At 73.2% G+C, this 17,466-nt stretch carries 16 protein-coding genes; 7 read left to right on the forward strand and 9 right to left on the reverse strand.

Features of this window, described 5'->3' with window-relative positions:
- Window positions 1-70: 70 nt before the first annotated feature.
- Window positions 71-559 carry a hypothetical protein gene (locus ACIRGB_RS07475; RefSeq protein ID WP_403859653.1) on the forward strand — a complete coding sequence of 163 codons (489 nt, stop codon included), beginning with the start codon at window positions 71-73 and terminating at the stop codon, window positions 557-559.
- A gap of 38 nt (window positions 560-597) precedes the next feature.
- On the opposite strand, the gene ACIRGB_RS07480 is transcribed toward ACIRGB_RS07475, so the two are convergent.
- Window positions 598-1,107, reverse strand: coding sequence for an O-acetyl-ADP-ribose deacetylase (locus ACIRGB_RS07480; protein WP_403859656.1), 510 nt, complete (start codon window positions 1,105-1,107; stop codon window positions 598-600).
- Window positions 1,104-2,513, reverse strand: coding sequence for a phytoene desaturase family protein (locus ACIRGB_RS07485; protein ID WP_403859659.1), 1,410 nt, complete (start codon window positions 2,511-2,513; stop codon window positions 1,104-1,106). Before ACIRGB_RS07485 ends, ACIRGB_RS07480 begins: the two co-directional genes overlap by 4 nt.
- 270 nt (window positions 2,514-2,783) lie before the next feature.
- Here ACIRGB_RS07485 and ACIRGB_RS07490 point away from each other — a divergent pair, with 270 nt between their 5' ends.
- A complete protein-coding gene (locus tag ACIRGB_RS07490; protein ID WP_403859662.1) occupies window positions 2,784-3,464 on the forward strand; it encodes an NAD(P)H oxidoreductase in 681 nt (226 codons plus the stop codon).
- 12 nt (window positions 3,465-3,476) lie between these two features.
- Here the strand turns inward: ACIRGB_RS07490 and ACIRGB_RS07495 are convergent, their stop codons facing one another.
- The 6 genes from ACIRGB_RS07495 to ACIRGB_RS07520 all read right to left on the reverse strand — a co-directional run bounded on the left by ACIRGB_RS07495 (window position 3,477) and on the right by ACIRGB_RS07520 (window position 10,308).
- Window positions 3,477-4,322, reverse strand: a complete 846-nt coding sequence (locus ACIRGB_RS07495; protein ID WP_403859665.1) for an inositol monophosphatase family protein — start codon at window positions 4,320-4,322, stop codon at window positions 3,477-3,479.
- A 95-nt stretch (window positions 4,323-4,417) separates the two neighbouring features.
- Window positions 4,418-6,253 carry a gamma-glutamyltransferase family protein gene (locus ACIRGB_RS07500; RefSeq protein WP_403859668.1) on the reverse strand — a complete coding sequence of 612 codons (1,836 nt, stop codon included), beginning with the start codon at window positions 6,251-6,253 and terminating at the stop codon, window positions 4,418-4,420.
- A 138-nt stretch (window positions 6,254-6,391) separates the two neighbouring features.
- Window positions 6,392-7,657 carry an ABC transporter permease gene (locus ACIRGB_RS07505; RefSeq protein WP_403859671.1) on the reverse strand — a complete coding sequence of 422 codons (1,266 nt, stop codon included), beginning with the start codon at window positions 7,655-7,657 and terminating at the stop codon, window positions 6,392-6,394.
- A complete protein-coding gene (locus ACIRGB_RS07510) occupies window positions 7,654-8,343 on the reverse strand; it encodes an ABC transporter ATP-binding protein (protein ID WP_403859674.1) in 690 nt (229 codons plus the stop codon). Before ACIRGB_RS07510 ends, ACIRGB_RS07505 begins: the two co-directional genes overlap by 4 nt.
- Window positions 8,340-9,671: a peptidoglycan-binding protein gene (locus ACIRGB_RS07515; RefSeq protein WP_403859677.1), complete on the reverse strand. Its 1,332-nt coding sequence runs from the start codon at window positions 9,669-9,671 to the stop codon at window positions 8,340-8,342. Before ACIRGB_RS07515 ends, ACIRGB_RS07510 begins: the two co-directional genes overlap by 4 nt.
- Entirely contained in the window at window positions 9,664-10,308 is a 645-nt protein-coding gene (locus ACIRGB_RS07520; RefSeq protein WP_403859680.1) for a hypothetical protein, read from the reverse strand. Before ACIRGB_RS07520 ends, ACIRGB_RS07515 begins: the two co-directional genes overlap by 8 nt.
- Window positions 10,309-10,453: 145 nt before the next feature.
- On the opposite strand from ACIRGB_RS07520, the gene ACIRGB_RS07525 reads away from it, so the two are divergent.
- Together ACIRGB_RS07525 and ACIRGB_RS07530 are read left to right on the forward strand one after the other, a co-directional pair.
- Window positions 10,454-11,152, forward strand: a complete 699-nt coding sequence (locus tag ACIRGB_RS07525; protein WP_403859683.1) for a response regulator transcription factor — start codon at window positions 10,454-10,456, stop codon at window positions 11,150-11,152.
- On the forward strand, window positions 11,142-12,926 hold the full coding sequence (locus tag ACIRGB_RS07530; protein ID WP_403859686.1) for a sensor histidine kinase: 1,785 nt from the start codon (window positions 11,142-11,144) through the stop codon (window positions 12,924-12,926). The genes ACIRGB_RS07525 and ACIRGB_RS07530 overlap by 11 nt, the downstream gene beginning before the upstream one ends.
- A gap of 17 nt (window positions 12,927-12,943) precedes the next feature.
- Here the strand turns inward: ACIRGB_RS07530 and ACIRGB_RS07535 are convergent, their stop codons facing one another.
- Window positions 12,944-13,882, reverse strand: coding sequence for an SDR family oxidoreductase (locus tag ACIRGB_RS07535; protein ID WP_403859689.1), 939 nt, complete (start codon window positions 13,880-13,882; stop codon window positions 12,944-12,946).
- A gap of 268 nt (window positions 13,883-14,150) precedes the next feature.
- Here ACIRGB_RS07535 and ACIRGB_RS07540 point away from each other — a divergent pair, with 268 nt between their 5' ends.
- The 3 genes from ACIRGB_RS07540 (at window position 14,151) to ACIRGB_RS07550 (ending at window position 17,453) form a co-directional block, all read left to right on the forward strand.
- Complete coding sequence (locus ACIRGB_RS07540; RefSeq protein WP_403859692.1) at window positions 14,151-14,993, forward strand: helix-turn-helix transcriptional regulator; 843 nt, start codon at window positions 14,151-14,153, stop codon at window positions 14,991-14,993.
- 181 nt (window positions 14,994-15,174) lie between these two features.
- Window positions 15,175-16,143, forward strand: a complete 969-nt coding sequence (locus ACIRGB_RS07545; protein ID WP_403859695.1) for a HAMP domain-containing sensor histidine kinase — start codon at window positions 15,175-15,177, stop codon at window positions 16,141-16,143.
- 245 nt (window positions 16,144-16,388) lie between these two features.
- The gene (locus ACIRGB_RS07550; RefSeq protein WP_403859698.1) at window positions 16,389-17,453 is read left to right on the forward strand and encodes a biotin/lipoate A/B protein ligase family protein; all 1,065 of its coding nucleotides are present in this window, start codon (window positions 16,389-16,391) and stop codon (window positions 17,451-17,453) included.
- The last annotated feature ends 13 nt before the right edge of the window (window positions 17,454-17,466 follow it).

Consider the following 17,466-nt stretch of genomic DNA (forward strand, 5'->3'; position numbering starts at 1 on the left):
CGGCGCCGGTTCCGCCGGGCCGGAACGACGGCGCGCGCCCGACAACCCCTGCGACGACGGGAGCGGACCGGTGGACGAGGTACAGAACAGCCTTCGCAACGGGCTGTACTGGTGCGGGGCGTTCTCGGTGATCCTGCTGCCGGTCGGGTTCGCGACCGGGTGGTGGGGGTGGGTCGTCGTGGGGTACGCGGCGATCGTCTGCGTGAGCGGGATCGTGGGCGTGGTGCTCGCCGTCGACGGCCCGGTGCTGACGGCGGCGGCCTTCCTCCTGTGGCTGCTCGCCCTCTCGGCCGGGGTGGCGCTGGTCGCCTTCGGCGTGCACGCCATCGCGACGTTCGAGCCGTACTGCACCCCGTCCGAGACGGTCGACTGCCGGATGCTGCTCAACGGGCAGGACGTGGGCGAGGCGACCGTGGCCGATCAGCGCAGAAGCATGGTCGTCGACTCCCTGTGGCCCATCGGTGGCGGAGCGGCGATCGCCGTCGCCGCGCCGGCCGTCGGGGCCGCCCGGGTACGGGACCGCTTCCGGGGCGCCGGGTTCTCCCGGCGGCGCCGGTGAGCCGTCGGCGCCCGGGGCGCATCGGGCCCCGGCGGCGGTCAGCCCACCCGCGCCGCGAACGCCTCGTACGCACGGTCGTCGAAGAGGACGAAGCGGACCTCCGTGACCGACGTCTGCGTGGCCCGTACCGTCTCGACGGCGATGCGGGCCGCGTCGTCCAGCGGCCAGTGGTAGACGCCGGTGGAGATGGCGGGGAAGGCGACGGTGCGGGCGCCCAACTCGTCGGCGACGCGCAGGGATGCGCGGTAGCAGGAGGCGAGGAGGCCGGAGCGGTCCTCGGTGGTGCTGTGCACAGGGCCGACCGTGTGGATCACCCAGCGCGCGTCCAGGTCGCCCGCGGTGGTGGCGACCGCACGGCCGGTGGGCAGGCCCTTGCCGAGGTGCCCCGCGCGCAGCCTGCGGCACTCCGCCAGGATCGCGGGGCCGCCGCGCCGGTGAATGGCGCCGTCGACGCCGCCTCCGCCGAGGAGGGAGGAGTTGGCCGCGTTGACGATGGCGTCGGCGCTCTCGCGGGTGATGTCGCCCTGGACCAGGGTGATGTCGGTCATGTCTGCCTCAGCCTCCGCCAGACGGCCTTGGCCGCGTTGTGACCCGACATGCCGTGGACGCCGGGGCCCGGCGGGGTGGCCGACGAGCAGATGAACACGGCCGGGTGCGGGGTCGAGTACGGGAACAGGGAGAGCTTGGGCCGCAGGAGGAGTTGCAGGCCGGAGACCGCGCCGGAGGCGATGTCGCCGCCGACGTAGTTGGCGTTGCGGGCGGCGAGTTCGGGCGGGCCGGCGGTGGCGCGGGCCAGGACGCGGTCGCGGAAACCGGGGGCGAAGCGCTCCAGTTGGCGTTCTACGGCGTCGGTGAGGTCGCCGGTCCAGCCGTTGGGGACATGGCCGTACGCCCAGAAGACCTGCTTGCCCGCCGGGGCGCGGCCGGGGTCGACGACGCCGGGCTGCACGGTGATGAGGAACGGCCGCTCGGGGGCGCGGTCCGTGCCGGAGGCGGCGTCCAGGGCGGCGCCGATCTCGGCGCTGTCGGCGCCGATCTGCACGGTGCCCGCACGGCGCGGTGCCTCGGCCGTCCAGGGGACGGGGCCGTCAAGGGCGTAGTCGATCTTGAAGACGCCGGGGCCGTACCGGTAGTTCGCGTAGTGGTTGCCGAGTCCGGCGATGCGGGCCAGGGCCGTGGGCGAGGTGTCGAAGACGTACGCCCGCGCGGGCGGCAGGTCGTCCAGGCGCTTGACCTCGTAGTCGGTGTGCACCGTGCCGCCGAGGTCCTTCAGGTACGCGGTCAGGGCGTCGGAGATGGACTGGGAGCCGCCGCGGGCCACGGGCCAGCCGCGGGCGTGTGCGGCCAGCGCGAAGACCAGGCCTATGGCGCTGGTCGCGAACCCGCCGAGCGGGGCCATGACGTGCGCGACGAGCCCGGCGAAGAGGGTCTTGACGCGCTCGTCGCGGAAGCGGCGCATCAGCCACGTCGACGGGGGCAGGCCGACCAGTCCGAAACGGGCGAGGGTGACCGGGTCGCGGGGCAGCGCGGTGAGCGGCAGGGACATGAAGTCCCGGGCCAGGGTGTCCCACCGGGGCAGGAAGCGCTCGACGAGCCTGCGGTACGCACCGGCGTCCCGCGGCCCGAAGGAGGCGGCCGTCTCGCCGACCGAGCGGGACAGCACGGCGGCCGAGCCGTCGAGGAAGGGGTGCGCCATGGGCAGGCCGGGGTGCAGCCACTCGAGGCCGTACCGCTCCAGGGGGAGGTGGCGGAAGGCCGGGGAGTTGATGCCGAGCGGGTGCGCGGCCGAGCACGGGTCGTGCCGGAAGCCGGGCAGGGTCAGCTCCTCCGTGCGCGCGCCGCCGCCCACGGTGCCCCGCGCCTCGAACACGGCGACCGAGAAGCCGCGGCGGGCCAGCTCCACGGCTGCGGTCAGCCCGTTCGGCCCCGCACCCACTACGACCGCATCGAGCATCGACGGCACCTTCGGACCCCTTCGTCTGCCGATGGCCACTGGGGATCAGGATATGCCCGGGGTCCGACAGCGCGCGGTCGCGGGTGCGCGGGACGTGCTGGGGCCGGGGCCCTTGTGGCCTTTGCAGGCGGCGCCGAAGCGACGTCAAAGGATCCGCCTCGCTGGCGTAGACGATCACACATGTCTCCCGGACTTTCTCCCATGGATCATCTACGCGGCCGCGGCTGTACTGGAGGCGTCGCAATGGACCGAGACCAGCCGGGAGACCCCGTGACGCAGCCCAGCAGCAAGGCCAGGACCGCCCTGGTGGTCGTCGCGCACCACCGCGCCGACTCCCTCACCGCCCACACCGCCCGCCGCGGCGCCGATCTCCTGGAGGCCGCCGGATACCGCGTCGACCTGCTCGACCTGCACGCCGAGGGCTTCGACCCGCGGATGACCACGGCGGACCAGCCGGACTGGGGCGACCGGGAGAAGGCGTACTCGGACGAGGCGCGGGCCCATATGCGGCGCGTCCTCGACGCCGACGTGATCGTCGCCGTCTTCCCGGTGTACTGGCAGAGCGTGCCCGCCCTCCTCAAGGGATGGATCGACCGCGTGTGGAACTACGGCTTCGCCTACGGCCGCAGCAAGCCGCGCCTCGCGGGCAAGCGCATGCTGTGGCTGGGCCTGGCCGGTGCCCCCGCCGACGATCCGGTCACCGAGGGGATGCACTCCCTCCTGGAGGCCAACCTCAACGAGGGCATCGCCTACTACTGCGGTCTCGCCCACTCGGCCGTCGGTCTGCTCACCGACGCCGAGGAACGCCCCCAGCGCGTCGACGCCGCCGGCAACCTGCGGGTCGGCGAGGCGGTCGCGGGCGCCGAGCGGGAGGCGCAGTACGCGGACTTCGACCGCCGCGTGCGGGAGTTCGTGGAGAAGTTCCTCGCCGAGGAGGGCGTGACGGCCTGACGGCGCCGGGGATCAGGCCTCCCCCGACAGCAGGGCCACCACCCGGCGGGCCGTGGCCGCGTCGCGGGCGGCGGTGAACGGCAGTTCGTTGCCCCCGGTGATGCGGAAGGGCTCGCCCGTGCGGGTCAGGTGGGTGCCGCCCGCCTCCTCGACCAGGAGGAGACCGGCCGCGTGGTCCCACGCCGCTTCCCAGGAGAAGGCCGTGGCGTCGGACTCGCCCCGGGCGACGGCCAGGTACTCCAGGCCGGCCGAGCCGCAGGGGCGGGGGGCCACGCCCGGGGTGCGCAGGGCCAGCAGGTCCCGCTTCTGCTCGTCCGTCGTGTAGTCCGGGTGGGACGTGGCCACCCGCAGCTCCCGGCCGGGCTCGGGCGGCCCCGCGTACAGCCGCTCGCCGTCCTGGAAGGCGCCCCTGCCCCGTACCGCCGTGGCGAGCCGGTCGTCGGCGGGGGCGTAGGTCCAGGAGGCGTGCACGGTCCCGCGCTGGGCGAGCGCGACCAGCGTGCAGAATCCCTCCTCGCCGCGCACGAACTGCCGGGTCCCGTCGACCGGGTCGATGATCCACACCGGTGCCTCGCCGCGTAGCGCCCCGTACGACGCCGGGTTCGCGTGCACCGCCTCCTCGCCGACCACCACCGAGCCCGGCAGCAGGCGGGCCAGGACCTCGGTGAGGTACAGCTCGGCCTTGCGGTCGGCGTCCGTCACCAGGTCGTGCGGGCCGGCCTTCTGGTCGACCTCGTGGGCCGCGAGCCGGCGCCAGCGCGGCATGATCTCCTGCGCGGCCGCCTTGCGGACGGCCTCCTCCACGTCGTCGGTGTGCCGGGCGAGAAACTCGTCGATGGTTTCGTTGTTCTCGATCATGACTCCATGAGAGCACGCGCCACTGACAATCCCCACCCGGGTGGTGTACTCCGGGTGGAACCGCGACGAACACCGCGTGCGGGCGTCGGCGGGCGTCAGCGGCCGACCGCGTACCCCTGCATGCCGCGCGGGTTCGCCGCCGCCGACAGCACGCCCGTCTCCGGGTCCCGGGCGACGGCGCACAGGCGGCCCTCCGACCACGCCTCGCCCACCGTCACCTCGTGCCCGCGCCGCCGCAGCTCCTCGACCACCTCCGCCGGCATCCGGGACTCCACGGTGACGGAGCCGGCCCGCATGCCGCGCGGGAAGAAGGAGCCGGGGAAGCTGTCGGTGTGCCAGTTCGGGGCGTCGATCGCGCCCTGGAGGTCGAGTCCGCCGCGCACCCGTGCCCGCAGGGCGACGGCCAGGAAGAAGTGCGTCTGCCACTGGTCCTGCTGGTCGCCGCCGGGGGTGCCGAACGCCATGACCGGCACCCCGTCGCGCAGGGCGATGGACGGCGTGAGCGTGGTGCGCGGGCGGCGGCCCGGCGTCAGCGAGTTGGGCAGGCCCTCCTCCAGCCAGGTCATCTGGAGCCGGGTGCCGAGCGGGAAGCCCAGTTCGGGCACGACGGGGTTGGACTGGAGCCAGCCGCCGCTGGGCGTGGCCGAGACCATGTTGCCCCAGCGGTCCACGATGTCCAGGTGGCAGGTGTCGCCGCGGGTCCCCCCGTCGGCGGCGACGTCCGGCTCCCCGGGCACCGGGGAGGCGGGGCTCTTGGCGACCGTCGGCTCGCCGACCCCGAGGGCGTCGAGGCCCTCCCCGTCCTCGGCCGCGACGAGCGCCCGCGCGCCGAGCCGCGGGGTGCGCCCGCCCGGGGCGCCGGGCCGCAGGTCGAAGGATGCCTTGTCATCGATAAGTTGCCGCCGGTCCGCGTTGTACTCGGGCGACAGCAGATCGGCGAGCGGCACCCGGTCCGCGCCGTCCGCGTCGCCGTACCAGGCCTCCCGGTCGGCCATGGCCAGCTTGCAGCCCTCGACCAGCAGGTGGACGTAGTCGGCGGAGGCGTAGGCGGGCAGTTCGGGCGGCAGCAGCGCCAACTGCTGGAGCAGCACGGGACCCTGGCTCCAGGGGCCCGCCTTGCACAGGGTCCAGCCGTTCCAGTCGTACGTCGCCGGGGCCTCGTAGTGGGCGGACCAGCCGGCGAGGTCGGCGGCGGTCAGGGTGCCGGTGTGGCGTGCGCCGCTGGTGTCCAGGGTGGGCCGCCCGGCCTGGCGTACGAGGGCCTCGGCGACGAACCCAGTGCGCCAGATCTCCCGCGCCGCGTCGATCTCCGCCTCCCGACTCCCCGCGCCGGACGCCTCGGCGAGCAGCCGTTTCCAGGTCGCGGCGAGCGCGGGGTTGCGCAGCAGCTCACCGGGGCGGGGCGGGCGGCCGCCCGGCAGGTAGATCTCGGCGGAGGACGTCCACTCGGTCTCGAACAGCTCGCGGACGGTCTCCACGGTCTCCGTGACACGCTCCACGGGGGCGTGCCCGTGCTCGGCGTAACCGATGGCGTACTTCAGCACGTCGGCCAGGGACCTGGTGCCGTGGTCGCGCAGCAGGAGCAGCCAGGCGTCGAAGGCTCCGGGCACGGCGGCGGCGAGCGGTCCGGTGCCGGGCACCAGGTCGAGTCCGAGCCCCTGGTAGTGCGCGACCGTGGCCCCGGCCGGTGCCACGCCCTGCCCGCACAGCACCCGTACCTCGCCGCCCGCCGGCGCGAGCAGGATCGGTACCTCTCCGGCGGGCCCGTTGAGGTGCGGTTCGACGACGTGCAGCACGAAGGCTCCGGCCACGGCGGCGTCGTAGGCGTTGCCCCCGTCCTCCAGCACCGCCATGGCCGACTGCGAGGCCAGCCAGTGGGTGGAGGACACCATGCCGAAGGTGCCCTGGAGGGTGGGTCGGGTGGTGAACATAGGGCGTCTCACCTCGCGGTTCGCGCCGGCGGCCTCACCCGCCGGCTCCCCCGGAAGGCTATCGATCGCGCTGCGCCCCTTCGTCACACTCCCCGGCCTGCGTCGGCATCGCCGCAGCCCTCGTCGGCCACCGCCGGCTCACGTCGACGCCAGCGCCTCCGTGGGAGGAAGGCGTGCCGCGCGGACCGAGGGATAGACGCCGGCCGCCATGCCGATCAGCACGGCGCCGAGGCAGCCGCCCGTGACCGAGAGCAGGTCGATCACCGTCGGCCAGCCCTGGTAGGCGGCGTAGCCGACGGTGGCGAGGACACCGAACAGGGTTCCGGCGACGGCGCCGAGCAGCGACAGTCCCGTGGACTCGGTCAGGAACTGGACGCGTATCTGACCGCGGGTCGCGCCCAGCGCCCGGCGGAGGCCGATGTCCCTTCGGCGCTCCAGGACCGAGATGACCATGGTGTTGGCCACGCCGATCCCGCCCACCAGCAGGGCGACACCGGCCAGACCGAGGAAGAGGGAGGAGAAGGTGTGCTGCGTGGCGCGCTTGGCCGCCAGGGCGTCGGAGGGGCGGCTGACCTGGACCTGTCCGGGCTGTTCCGGGAACACGGTGGCGGCGAGTACGTTCCGTACGTCCTCCAGGTGGGCCTCCCGCGCCTTGACGTAGATCACGGTGGGGTTTCCCGCGAAGCGCAGTGTCTTCTTGGCGGCCGGCCATCCCGTCAGTACGGCGTTGTCGAGGTCGTCGGCCAGCGGTAGGGAACCCAGGATGCCGATCACGGTGAACCACGTTTTGTCGATCTGTATCTGTGGAGCCGGGTCGTTCTCGGGGATCTCCCCGATGCCGAGCCGGGCGGCGGCCCCGTGGCCCAGTACGGCCGTGGGGAACTGTTCGTCGGCGGCGCTGAAGAACCGTCCCGAGAAGACTTCTCCGCCCACCACGCCCAGCAGTTCGCGCCGGGCCGCGAGCACGCTGAGTCCCGTACCGGAGAAGTCGTCCTCTCCGATGAGGTCGGAACGCCGGACCACGGCGTTGGTGTTGGCCACCGCGCTCGCCGCGGTAACCGGTTCGATGCGGCGCACCATGTCGACCGATTCCTCGGGCAGCCGGACCGGCACGGCCTGTCCCGAGAACGGCTGCGCCCGCAGCATGTTGGAGCCCAGGGCCGACATCTCGTCCATCAGCGCCCGGTGGCTGGAGGCCGGGATTCCCGTCACCACCACCATGGTGGCGACGCCGATGGAGATGCCGAGCGCCGACAGCGCGGCGCGCAGCTTGCGGGTGCGCAGGCCGAGGAGTCCCAGGCCCAACAGGTCGAGAAAGGCGAGACGTACGGGTCTGATCTTGTCCTGGGCACGCCGGGGAGCGTGCCGCGGTGCGGCGCGGGGCGGCTTGGCGGGTGCGGTCATGACGGGCCTTCGGTCAGTGCGGTGTCCGCGACCAGACGACCGTCACGCAGGTGCACCCTGCGGGGAAACTGGTCGGCGATGTCCCGGTCGTGAGTGATGAGGGCGATGGTCGTGCCCGCCGCGTTGAGTTCGGTCAGCAGGGCGAGCGCGGCGGCGCCGTTGGCGGTGTCGAGCGCGCCGGTCGGTTCATCGGCGAGGACCAGAGCCGGTTCGTGGACGACCGCGCGGGCTATGGCGACCCGTTGGCGCTCGCCTCCGGAGAGCTGCCCCGGCAGGTGGCCGGCCCGGCGGGCGAGTCCGACCCGGGCCAGGGCCTCCTCGGCCAGCTTCTTCCGGTACTTCCTGGGCACACCGGCGTACAGCAGGCCGGTCGCCACGTTCTCCGCCGCGGTGAGCCCGTCCGTCAGGTGGAAGTGCTGGAAGACGAAACCCAGGCGCCGCCCGCGCAGGGCGGACAGCTGGCGGTCGGACAGCTCCGCCACGTCCTGGCCCTCGATGACCACGCTGCCGCTGGTGGGCGGGGCCAGGGTGCCCATGATGTTGAGCAGGGTGGACTTGCCGGAGCCGGACGGGCCGAGGATGGCCAGCAGTTCGCCCCGCGCGACGGACAGGGAGACCCGGTCGAGGGCTCTCACCTCGGGCGGATAGGTCACGCTCGCCTCCCGCACGCTGATCACCTGGGTCATGCCGTGGTTTCCACCTTCATGCCCTCGCTGACGCCCCGGCCGCTGATCTCGACCAGTCCCTTGGCGAACATGCCCGTGTCGACCGGGACGAGCCGGCCGCCGGCGAGCCGGACCGCGTACCCTCCTTCGCGCAGGGCGAGCAGGGCGCCGACCGGGACGGCGAGTACGTCCTTCTTGGACTCCCCCTGGAACCGGGCCTGTACGGGAGCGGAGTCGATGCCCTTGACGGCCTGCGGGTCGTCCAGCGACACGGTGACGTTGATCTTGGTCGGCCGGGCGTCGCTCGTGTCGTCCTGGTCCGCCTGCACGGTGGTGCTGATCGCGGCGACCCGGCCCGCCGCGGTGGACCGGTCGGGCAGCACCACGGTGACCCGACCGCCCGACCTGATGGACCTGATGTCGAGGGACTCCACCGGGACGGTCACGGACTTGGTGGTGGCGGTCACCGTCATCAGGTCTCCCGACGCCTCGTCCCCGGGCTGGGCGAGGAGGTCCGCGACCCGCACCGCCGATTTCGTCACCACCACGTCGGAGAGGTCGAGGATGCCGGTCGGATCCAGGCCCACGGTCTTCTGCCAGCGCTTGATCGCGGACATCAGGGACGTGGTGAGTACGCCGTCCCCCTCTCTGACCGTGGACCGCGTGGGACTTGGGCTCGGCGGCCCCTCCTGGTCCGCATCGGTCCCCTGGCCGGCGCCGCCGTCCGGGGGCGAGGGCCGGTCGGCCGGGGGTGTGGTCTCCACCTGCCGGGGGCCCGTTGTCATGGGCCGGGGCGCGTCCGCGGGGGTCCGCTGCCGGACGGACGTGCCCGGCGCCGGCTGCGCACCGATGTCGTAGCCGAGTGCCTTGAGGCTGTCGGCGACGACGCGTATGTCACGGCCGACGCTGCCGGGGGTGTCGAGTCTGCGGTACAGGGGTGTGCTGCCGTAGAAGAGCACGGCGGAACGCTCGTCGACGCGATACAGCTGCCCGCCGCGTCTGATCGTCGCGCCCCGGTCCGGGAGCCACGTCACCCGCCCTTCGCCGGCACTGCGGATCGTGCGCGCGGATTCGTAGCCGAGCGTCCCCCGCATCTCCCTGCTGCCCGACAGATCCGTTCTGACCACGGCGACCTGTTTGATCTCCGGGCCGGACTCGGGTGCGGAGCCGTTCCCGTCCTGACCGGCCCACAGCAGCCCGGCGCCCGTTCCTCCCGCCAGCAGCACGGCGACGACGGCCAGCCGGACGGCCTTCTTCTTCCGGCGGCCCGCCGCCGGTTCGCGGGGGTCTGCCCCCTCCTGGACCGGCACCCGCAGGGGCATGGTGTCCGCGGCGTCGCGCTCACTCACCACTGAACGCCTCTCGCATGCATTCCTGGTCGATCTGGTCGGCATTCCCGGGCGGATTCGCACCGGGCTTGTAGTTCCAGCCGCTTCCGTCGGGAAGGGGGTCCACCTTGACCCCTCTGCGGTTGTTGCACTCGATCCACTCGTGGTAATCGTTCATGTAGTCGGGGTTTTTCTTCGGGTCGAGCTCCGGGGGCTGCATCGGTTTCTTTCCGAGACATGCCCTTTCCACTTCCGGGTGTTCCTTGGCGACATCCTCACCGGGGTATCCCAGCGATCCGGGATCGGCCCAGTCCGCGAATTTGTCCCCGGCCGGCGCAATGTCCACTCCGCGGTCCTTGAGGCAACGCAGATAGCCCTGGTACATGCGCAGTTCCTCGGCGTCCGTACTGTCCAGCCGAATCTGGGGGCGGCCGGACTCGGAGGCGTCGGCCGCCGGACTCCTCGTCGCCCCGCCCTGTCCGCCGCCACCCGATTCCGTGACGGAGGCGACTCCGTCCTCCTGACCCCCGGCGTCTCCTCCGGAACAGCCGGTGATCCCGGTGAGCAGTGCCACCGCCACCACGGCGCAGGAGAGGAACAGGAGCTTCTTGCCCGAACGGTCCGAACCGGCGTCGGGGCGGCCTGAGTTGTTTCGCATGCCCGGAAGCGTGACAAGGCTTTGTCAGAAAGGTGTCAGCACTTCCCGCCACCGGACTCCTTCCCGCGATTGTCAGGAAGTTGTCATGGAAGGGAACCGGATGTACCGGCGTTCACCTCGCGCTCCCCAGGTTTATCATCGGGCCATGTCCGCATATGTACTGGTGGCCGAAGACGACGAAAAACAGGCGGAACTGATCCGGCGTTACCTGGTGCACGACGGACATGCCGTAACCGCGGTGCACGAGGGCCCGGCAGCCCTCGAGGAAGCCATCCAGCGGCCGCCCGACCTGCTCGTTCTCGACTGGATGCTGCCGGGTCTGGACGGGCTGGAGATATGCCGCCGTATACGCGCCACGGGCGATATGCCCATTCTGATGCTCACCGCCCGCTCCACCGAGGACGACCTGCTCCTCGGCCTGGACATCGGGGCGGACGACTACATGACCAAGCCGTTCAGGCCGCGCGAACTGGTGGCTCGGGTCCGGACGTTGCTGCGGCGCAGCCGGCATCCGGAGCACACGGAGCACGTACTCCTCAAGGCCGGCCCGCTCACCGTGGTCCCGGACCGGCACGAGGTGTCCCTCCACGGCCGCCCCGTGAACTGCACCCCCGGCGAGTTCCGCCTGCTCAGCACGTTGGCGGCCGCCCCCGAGCGGGTCTTCACCCGGGCTCAGCTGCTGCACTGCGTCACCGACCACGGCCGAGCCGTCACCGAACGCACCATTGACATGCATATAGCGAACTTGCGGAAGAAGATCGAGCCCTCGCCCCACCGGCCGGAGTTCCTGCTGACCGTCCACGGCGTCGGCTACAAGCTCTCCCGAGGCCGCCGTGGCGTCTGAAGTCCCGCTCCGCCACAGCCTGTTGCTCCGGCTCCTGATCACCTCCGTGCTGATCTCCCTGGTCTCCATCGGGGCCACGGCCTGGCTGACGGTACGCGGCACCACCCTTGCCCTCGAGCAGGAGCGGGGCCAGGTCCTCGCGGACGACGCCACCATCCAGGACACGCTGGAGGGCTTCGCCGCGGCGCACCGGAACTGGACCGGTGTCGAGCGCACCGTCCTCGGTCTCTCCCGGTCGACGGGGCGCACCATCACCCTGACCACGCGGGCGCGCCAGGTCATCGCCGCGTCGCACCGGTCGGCCGCGGAACGGCTGCCCCTCAACGCGAGCGCCGTGATCGATCCGCTGCACGTCGCTCCGTCCACGGATCAGGGAGTCGGCCCGGCGGAGCAGGTCTCCCGCATCGACCCGCGAGCCGTCGGCCCCTACCGCCTGCCCGCCGAGGAGCGGGCGAAGCTGCGCCGGCTTGCCCGCAAGGAGGTCGCCTGCCTCTACGACCGGACGGGAGTACGCGCGCACATCGTCGAGGAGGCCAGTGGCAGGCCCGCCGTGCGCACGCCCGGAACCGCGGGGGACTTCACCCAGGCCTGTGCTTCCAAGGACCTGTTCGCCCCCACTCCGACCGAGGCGGCGGCCCTGGCCGAACTCACCGGCCTCGTCCGCGGCTGCGCGGAGCGCAACGACGTACGCCTGCCCGCACCGCTGACCATCACCGTGGACTTCCGGGTGGACGGCGACGACTCCGCGCGGCGTTCCGTCGTCGCGGACGACTGTGTGGAGGAAGGCCGACGGGAGCAGTTGGCGGCGCATGTCGCCCCGGCGGCCCTGCTGTTCGTGACCGGCCCGCCCCGCGCGGCCACCGCGGTCTTCGACCTGTCCTCGGCCGGCACCCTCCGGGTCCTGGCCACCACCGGTCTGGTCCTGGCCGCGACCATCGCCGTCACCGGCGTCATCGCGATCAGGCTGGTACGTCCGCTGCGCGCGCTGACCCGTGCGGCCCGCGCCCCGGGGGGCCGGCACCTCCGTATCCCCGTCACCGCCAAGGACGAGACCGGCTATCTGGCGGCCGCCCTCAACGACCTGTCGGAACGCCGCGAACGCACCGACGAGCAGCGCCGGGTCATGGTCAGCGACATCGCCCACGAACTACGCACGCCCCTCACCAACATCCGCGGCTGGCTGGACGCGGCGCAGGACGGCCTGGCCGAGCCCGACTCGGCGCTCCTCACCTCGCTCCAGGAGGAGGCGGGCCTGCTCCAGCACATCGTGGACGACCTCCAGGTGCTCGCCGCCGCCGACGCCGGCACCTTGCGCCTGCGTCCACAGGAGCTGGACCTCCGCACGCTGATCGAGCAGACCGTGAGCGCGCACAGGGCGACCGCGCACGCCGGACGTGTCGAGACCGTCGTCCATGTCCCGGACGGCCTCTCGGTCCACGCCGACCCGGTCCGCCTGCGCCAGGTCCTGGGCAACCTTCTGTCCAACGCGATACGCCACACCCCGCCCAACGGCCGCGTCACCCTCGGCGCCCGCCGCGTGGCGGGCGCCGTCGCCATCGAGGTGAAGGACACCGGCAGCGGCATCCGCCAGGAGGACCTGCCCCGGGTGTTCGACCGCTTCTGGCGGGCCGAACAGTCCCGCAGCAGGCGGACGGGCGGCAGCGGGCTGGGGCTGTCCATCGTCGGGCAGCTGGTGCGGGCACACGGCGGAGAGGTCTCCGTGGCAAGCCGGCCGCACGTGGAGACGGTGTTCCTGGTGCGGTTGCCGTGCTGATCCGTGCCCTGCGGCCGTCACGCGCAGCGCAGTCCGGTCAGTTCCTCGGAGCGTGCCCAGATCCGACGGGCGTCGTCGGTGCTCCGCAGGCGGCTGTAGAGCTTCTGCCGCGCGGGCGGGCCGCCCAGCCGGCCCGGGCCGCCGGGGCCGTAGAACGCTCCGCGTTCGGCCTGCGGCGAGGTGGCGGCGTACAGCGCGGGGAGCTGGGCGGTGCGGACCGTGCCGAGGAGGATGCCGCGGGCGGACAGGACGCGGATGATCCGCACGCTCAGGGTGTCCCGGGCGCGGCCCATTTCGGGACGGGCGGCCAACAGGCTGGTGGGGGCGATGCCCGGGTGGGAGAGGTTGCTGGTGATGCCCCAGTCGCCGGCCTCGCTGCGGCGGTCGAGTTCCAGGCCGAAGAGGCCGAGCGCGATCTTCGACTGGCTGTAGGCGCGCATGCCGTCGTAGGAGCGTTCCCAGTTCAGGTCGTCCCAGTTGATGGCGTTCCGGCTCGCCGCGACGCTGATCTGGGAGGTCACCCTCGCCCGGCCGGCCCGCAGCAGCGGCAGCAGGCGGGCGACGAGGGCGAAGTGGCCGAGGTGGTTGGTGCCGAACTGCACCTCGAACCCGTCCGCGGTGGTCTGCCGCGCGGGCGGTGTCATGACACCGGCGTTGTTGACGAGCAGGTGGATCGGGCGGTCTTCCGCCAGCAGGGTGTCGCCCAGGGCCGCCACGGAGGTGAGCGAGGACAGGTCGAGGGTGCGCAGGGACACTTGCGCGCCGGGCACCCGCGCCCGGATCGCGTCCAGCGCCGCCTCGCCCTTGCGCGGGTTGCGGACCGGCAGGAGCACCTCGGCGCCGGCGGCCGCGAGGCGGGTGGCGATGCCGAGCCCGAGGCCGTCGCTCGCGCCGGTGACGAGCGCGCGCCGGCCGGTCAGATCGGGGACGGTGAGGTCGAAGTCGGTGCGTGGCATGAGCTGGCTCCCGGGGGGTGTCGTTGCTGCCCTCGTCGTGTCGTCGCTTCCACCATGACCGGGTCCGGTGACCGGATGCAGGGTCTGCCGATCCCCTGATCGCCCGGCCGAGGGCAAGGCTGCCTCCTGCCCTCTCCGCAGGTCGGCGCCGGTTTCCCGGCCGTCGGCGGACGCGCCGGGCGCCGTAAGGGGGGATCGGCGATCCGTGGCTGCGCCGCCGCGACGGCGATAGAAAGGGGGGGAAAGCGGCACCGGAGGAGAGGGCCTCATGGAGATCGACCGGAGCGGGCTCGCCACCTTCCTGCGGCGCCGGCGGGAGCTGCTGCAGCCCGAGGACGTCGGACTCCCGCGGGGACCGCGCCGCCGGACCAGCGGCCTGCGCCGCGAGGAGGTCGCGGCGCTGTGCCACATGTCGACCGACTACTACGCGCGCCTGGAACGGGAGCGCGGCCCACAGCCCTCGGCCCAGATGGCCGCCTCGATCGCCCAGGGCCTGCACCTGTCCCTGGACGAGCGCGACCACCTGTTCCGCCTGGCCGGGCACAACCCGCCGGTGCGCGGCTCGGCCGGCGAGCACGTCGGCCCGGGTCTGCTGCGCATCCTCGACCGGCTGGCCGACACCCCCGCCGAGATCGTCACCGAACTCGGGGAGACGCTGCGCCAGACGCCGCTCGGCGTGGCCCTGACCGGCGACACCACCCAGTACACCGGACCGGAACGCAGCATCGGCTACCGCTGGTTCACCCTGCCGGACACCCGCGCCCTGTACGCGCCGGAGGAGCACGCCCGGCTCTCCCGCATGTTCGCGTCCGGGCTGCGCCAGGTCGTCACGCTGCGGGGGCCGGGCTCCCGGGCCGCGCACTACGCCGACCTCCTGCTGGAGCGCAGCGAGGAGTTCCGCGCCCTGTGGGACACGCACGAGGTGGGTGTCCGCCCCGGCCGGGTCAAACGCTTCCGTCACCCCGAGGTCGGGCTCCTCGAACTGGACTGCCAGACCCTGCTCGACCCCGACCAGTCGCACCTCCTGCTCGTCTACACCGCCACCCCCGGTACCGAGAGCCACGACAAGCTGCGCCTGCTGTCCGTCCTCGGCGCCCAGCCGCTCGGCTGACCGCGCCGGGTACACGAGGCTCTGTTCGCCGTCGGCGGTGACGGTGACGGTGGCGCGGGCGGAAGGGGACTGCGGTCGCCCGCCCGGGGGTTGGCGGCGACACGGGGGTGGGGGTGCGTGAGGGACGAAATGGGTGCCGGACCCGATGGACCGGGTGCCGTGCGTCGCCGACGCTGCTGCGGTGTCCTTGTTCTGGAGAATCTCGCTGTTCAACTCGGTGGTGCTGATCGCCGCGACCGCGTTGCTGCTGGGACCGGTCACCGTGTCGACGCCCGTCCTGCTCACCGAGGCCGCGATTCTCACGGTGGGGCTGGTGGTGATCCTGGTCGCCAACGTCCTGCTGCTGCGGATCGGCCTCGGGCCGCTGCGCCGGCTCGCGCACGCCATGACCACGACCGACCTGCTGCGGCCGCGGGTCCGTCCGAAGGTCGACGGCGACGGCGAGATCGCCGCGCTGATCACCAGCTTCAACACCATGCTCGACCGGCTGGAGGCCGAGCGCGCGCTGAGCGCCGCCCGCACGCTGAGCGCGCAGGAGTCGGAGCGCCACCGGGTCGCCCAGGAGCTGTACGACGAGGTGGGGCAGACCCTCGCCGCCGTGCTGCTGGACCTCAAGCGGGTCGCGGACCAGGCGCCCGGCCCGGTGCGTGAGCAGCTCTCGCAGGTGCAGGAGACGACCCGGGCCAGCCTGGACGAGATCCGCCGCATCGCCCGCCGCCTGCTGCCGGGGGTCCTGGAGGAGCTGGGTCTGACCAGCGCCCTGAGGTCGCTGTCGGACGAGTTCACCGGGCCGTCGCTCACCGTGCGCCACGAGATCGCCCCCGGCCTGCCCGCCCTCGGCGACAACGCCGACCTGGTGCTCTACCGGGTCGCCCAGGAGGGCCTCACCAACGCGGCCCGGCACTCCGGCGCCCGCCTGGTGGTGCTCACCCTGGCGCGGGCGGGCGACGCCGTCGAGCTGCGGGTGCGCGACGACGGCCGGGGCTTCGACGGCTCCGGCGGGGCCACCGAGGGAGCCGGCATCCGCGGCATGCGCGAGCGCGCCCTGCTGGTCGGCGCCGACCTCGTGGTCGGTCCCGCGCGCGGGGGCGGCACCGAGGTCCGGCTGACCGTGCCCGTCGGGGACCGGGAGGCCGCCCGGACCGCATGACCGCCCGGACCGGGTGACCGCCCGGATCGTATGCCCGCCCAGACCGGCGCGGCGCGACCCGGGGCGGCCGAGGCGGCGCGGCACGGCGCGGCCCGGCCCGGCGCGGCGCGGCGCGGCGCGGTCCGGCGCGGTCCGGCGCGGCGCGGCCCAGCCCGAGGCGGCCCGGGACAGCCCGGGGCGGCCCCGGGCGGGAACACACCGGCCGGGCGCGCGGTTGTCCCCGGATGCGGAACGGAGGCAGAACGGTGCACGGTGAGTACAAGATCCCCGGCGGCAAGCTGGTCGTCGTGGACGTGGAGGCGGAGCAGGGCGTGCTGCGGCACGTGCGCGTGGCGGGCGACTTCTTCCTGGAACCGGACGAGGCGCTGGACGCGGTGAACCGCGCGCTGGAGGGCGCCCCGGCGGACACCGACGCGGCGGGGCTGGCCGCGCGGATCGACGCGGCCGTGCCCGAGGGCACCGTCATGTACGGGCTGACCTCGGAGGGCGTCGGCATCGCCGTGCGCCGCGCGCTGGCACACGCCACGGACTGGACGGACTACGACTGGCAGCTGATCCACGAGGGCCCGCAGTCCCCCGCGCTGCACATGGCGCTCGACGAGGTGCTGACCGCCGAGGTCGCCGCGGGCCGGCGTCCGCCGACGCTCCGGGTGTGGGAGTGGGGCGCCCCGGCGGTGATCATCGGCAGTTTCCAGTCGCTGCGCAACGAGGTGGACCCCGAGGGCGCCGCCCGGCACGGCATCGAGGTGGTGCGCCGCATCTCCGGCGGCGGCGCGATGTTCGTGGAGCCCGGCAACACGATCACCTACTCCCTGTCCGTGCCGGAGGCGCTGGTGCAGGGCCTGTCCTTCCAGGACAGCTACGCCTACCTCGACGACTGGGTGCTCGGCGCGCTCGGCGAGATGGGCATCCGCGCCTGGTACCAGCCGCTGAACGACATCGCCACCAACCAGGGCAAGATCGCGGGCGCCGCGCAGAAGCGCGTCGTGGGTCCCGGGGGCGGCCCCGGCGCCGTCCTGCACCACGTGACCATGTCGTACGACATCGACGCGGACAAGATGCTCCAGGTGCTGCGGATCGGGCGGGAGAAGATGTCCGACAAGGGCACGAAGTCCGCGAAGAAGCGGGTGGACCCGCTGCGCCGGCAGACCGGGCTGGCCCGGGAGGCCGTGATCGAGCGGATGATCTCCTCCTTCGGCGGGCGGTACGGGCTGAGCCAGGGCAAGGTGACGGACGAGGAGCTGGCCCGGGCCCGGGAGTTGGCGCGCGTGAAGTTCTCCTCCCCCGAGTGGACCGCCCGGGTGCCGTGAGGGCCGCCGCGGC

It is taken from the genome of Streptomyces sp. NPDC102490 (genome assembly GCF_044765285.1).
GTDB lineage: Bacteria > Actinomycetota > Actinomycetes > Streptomycetales > Streptomycetaceae > Streptomyces.

Coding starts and splice junctions, on each gene's coding strand:
- ACIRGB_RS07480 (WP_403859656.1), bottom strand. CDS start 1,107: ATGACCGACATCACCCTGGTCCAGGGCGACATCACCCGCGAGAGCGCC.
- ACIRGB_RS07495 (WP_403859665.1), bottom strand. CDS start 4,322: ATGATCGAGAACAACGAAACCATCGACGAGTTTCTCGCCCGGCACACC.
- ACIRGB_RS07500 (WP_403859668.1), bottom strand. CDS start 6,253: ATGTTCACCACCCGACCCACCCTCCAGGGCACCTTCGGCATGGTGTCC.
- ACIRGB_RS07520 (WP_403859680.1), bottom strand. CDS start 10,308: ATGCGAAACAACTCAGGCCGCCCCGACGCCGGTTCGGACCGTTCGGGC.
- ACIRGB_RS07485 (WP_403859659.1), bottom strand. CDS start 2,513: ATGCTCGATGCGGTCGTAGTGGGTGCGGGGCCGAACGGGCTGACCGCA.
- ACIRGB_RS07525 (WP_403859683.1), top strand. CDS start 10,454: ATGTCCGCATATGTACTGGTGGCCGAAGACGACGAAAAACAGGCGGAA.
- ACIRGB_RS07510 (WP_403859674.1), bottom strand. CDS start 8,343: ATGACCCAGGTGATCAGCGTGCGGGAGGCGAGCGTGACCTATCCGCCC.
- ACIRGB_RS07505 (WP_403859671.1), bottom strand. CDS start 7,657: ATGACCGCACCCGCCAAGCCGCCCCGCGCCGCACCGCGGCACGCTCCC.
- ACIRGB_RS07535 (WP_403859689.1), bottom strand. CDS start 13,882: ATGCCACGCACCGACTTCGACCTCACCGTCCCCGATCTGACCGGCCGG.
- ACIRGB_RS07540 (WP_403859692.1), top strand. CDS start 14,151: ATGGAGATCGACCGGAGCGGGCTCGCCACCTTCCTGCGGCGCCGGCGG.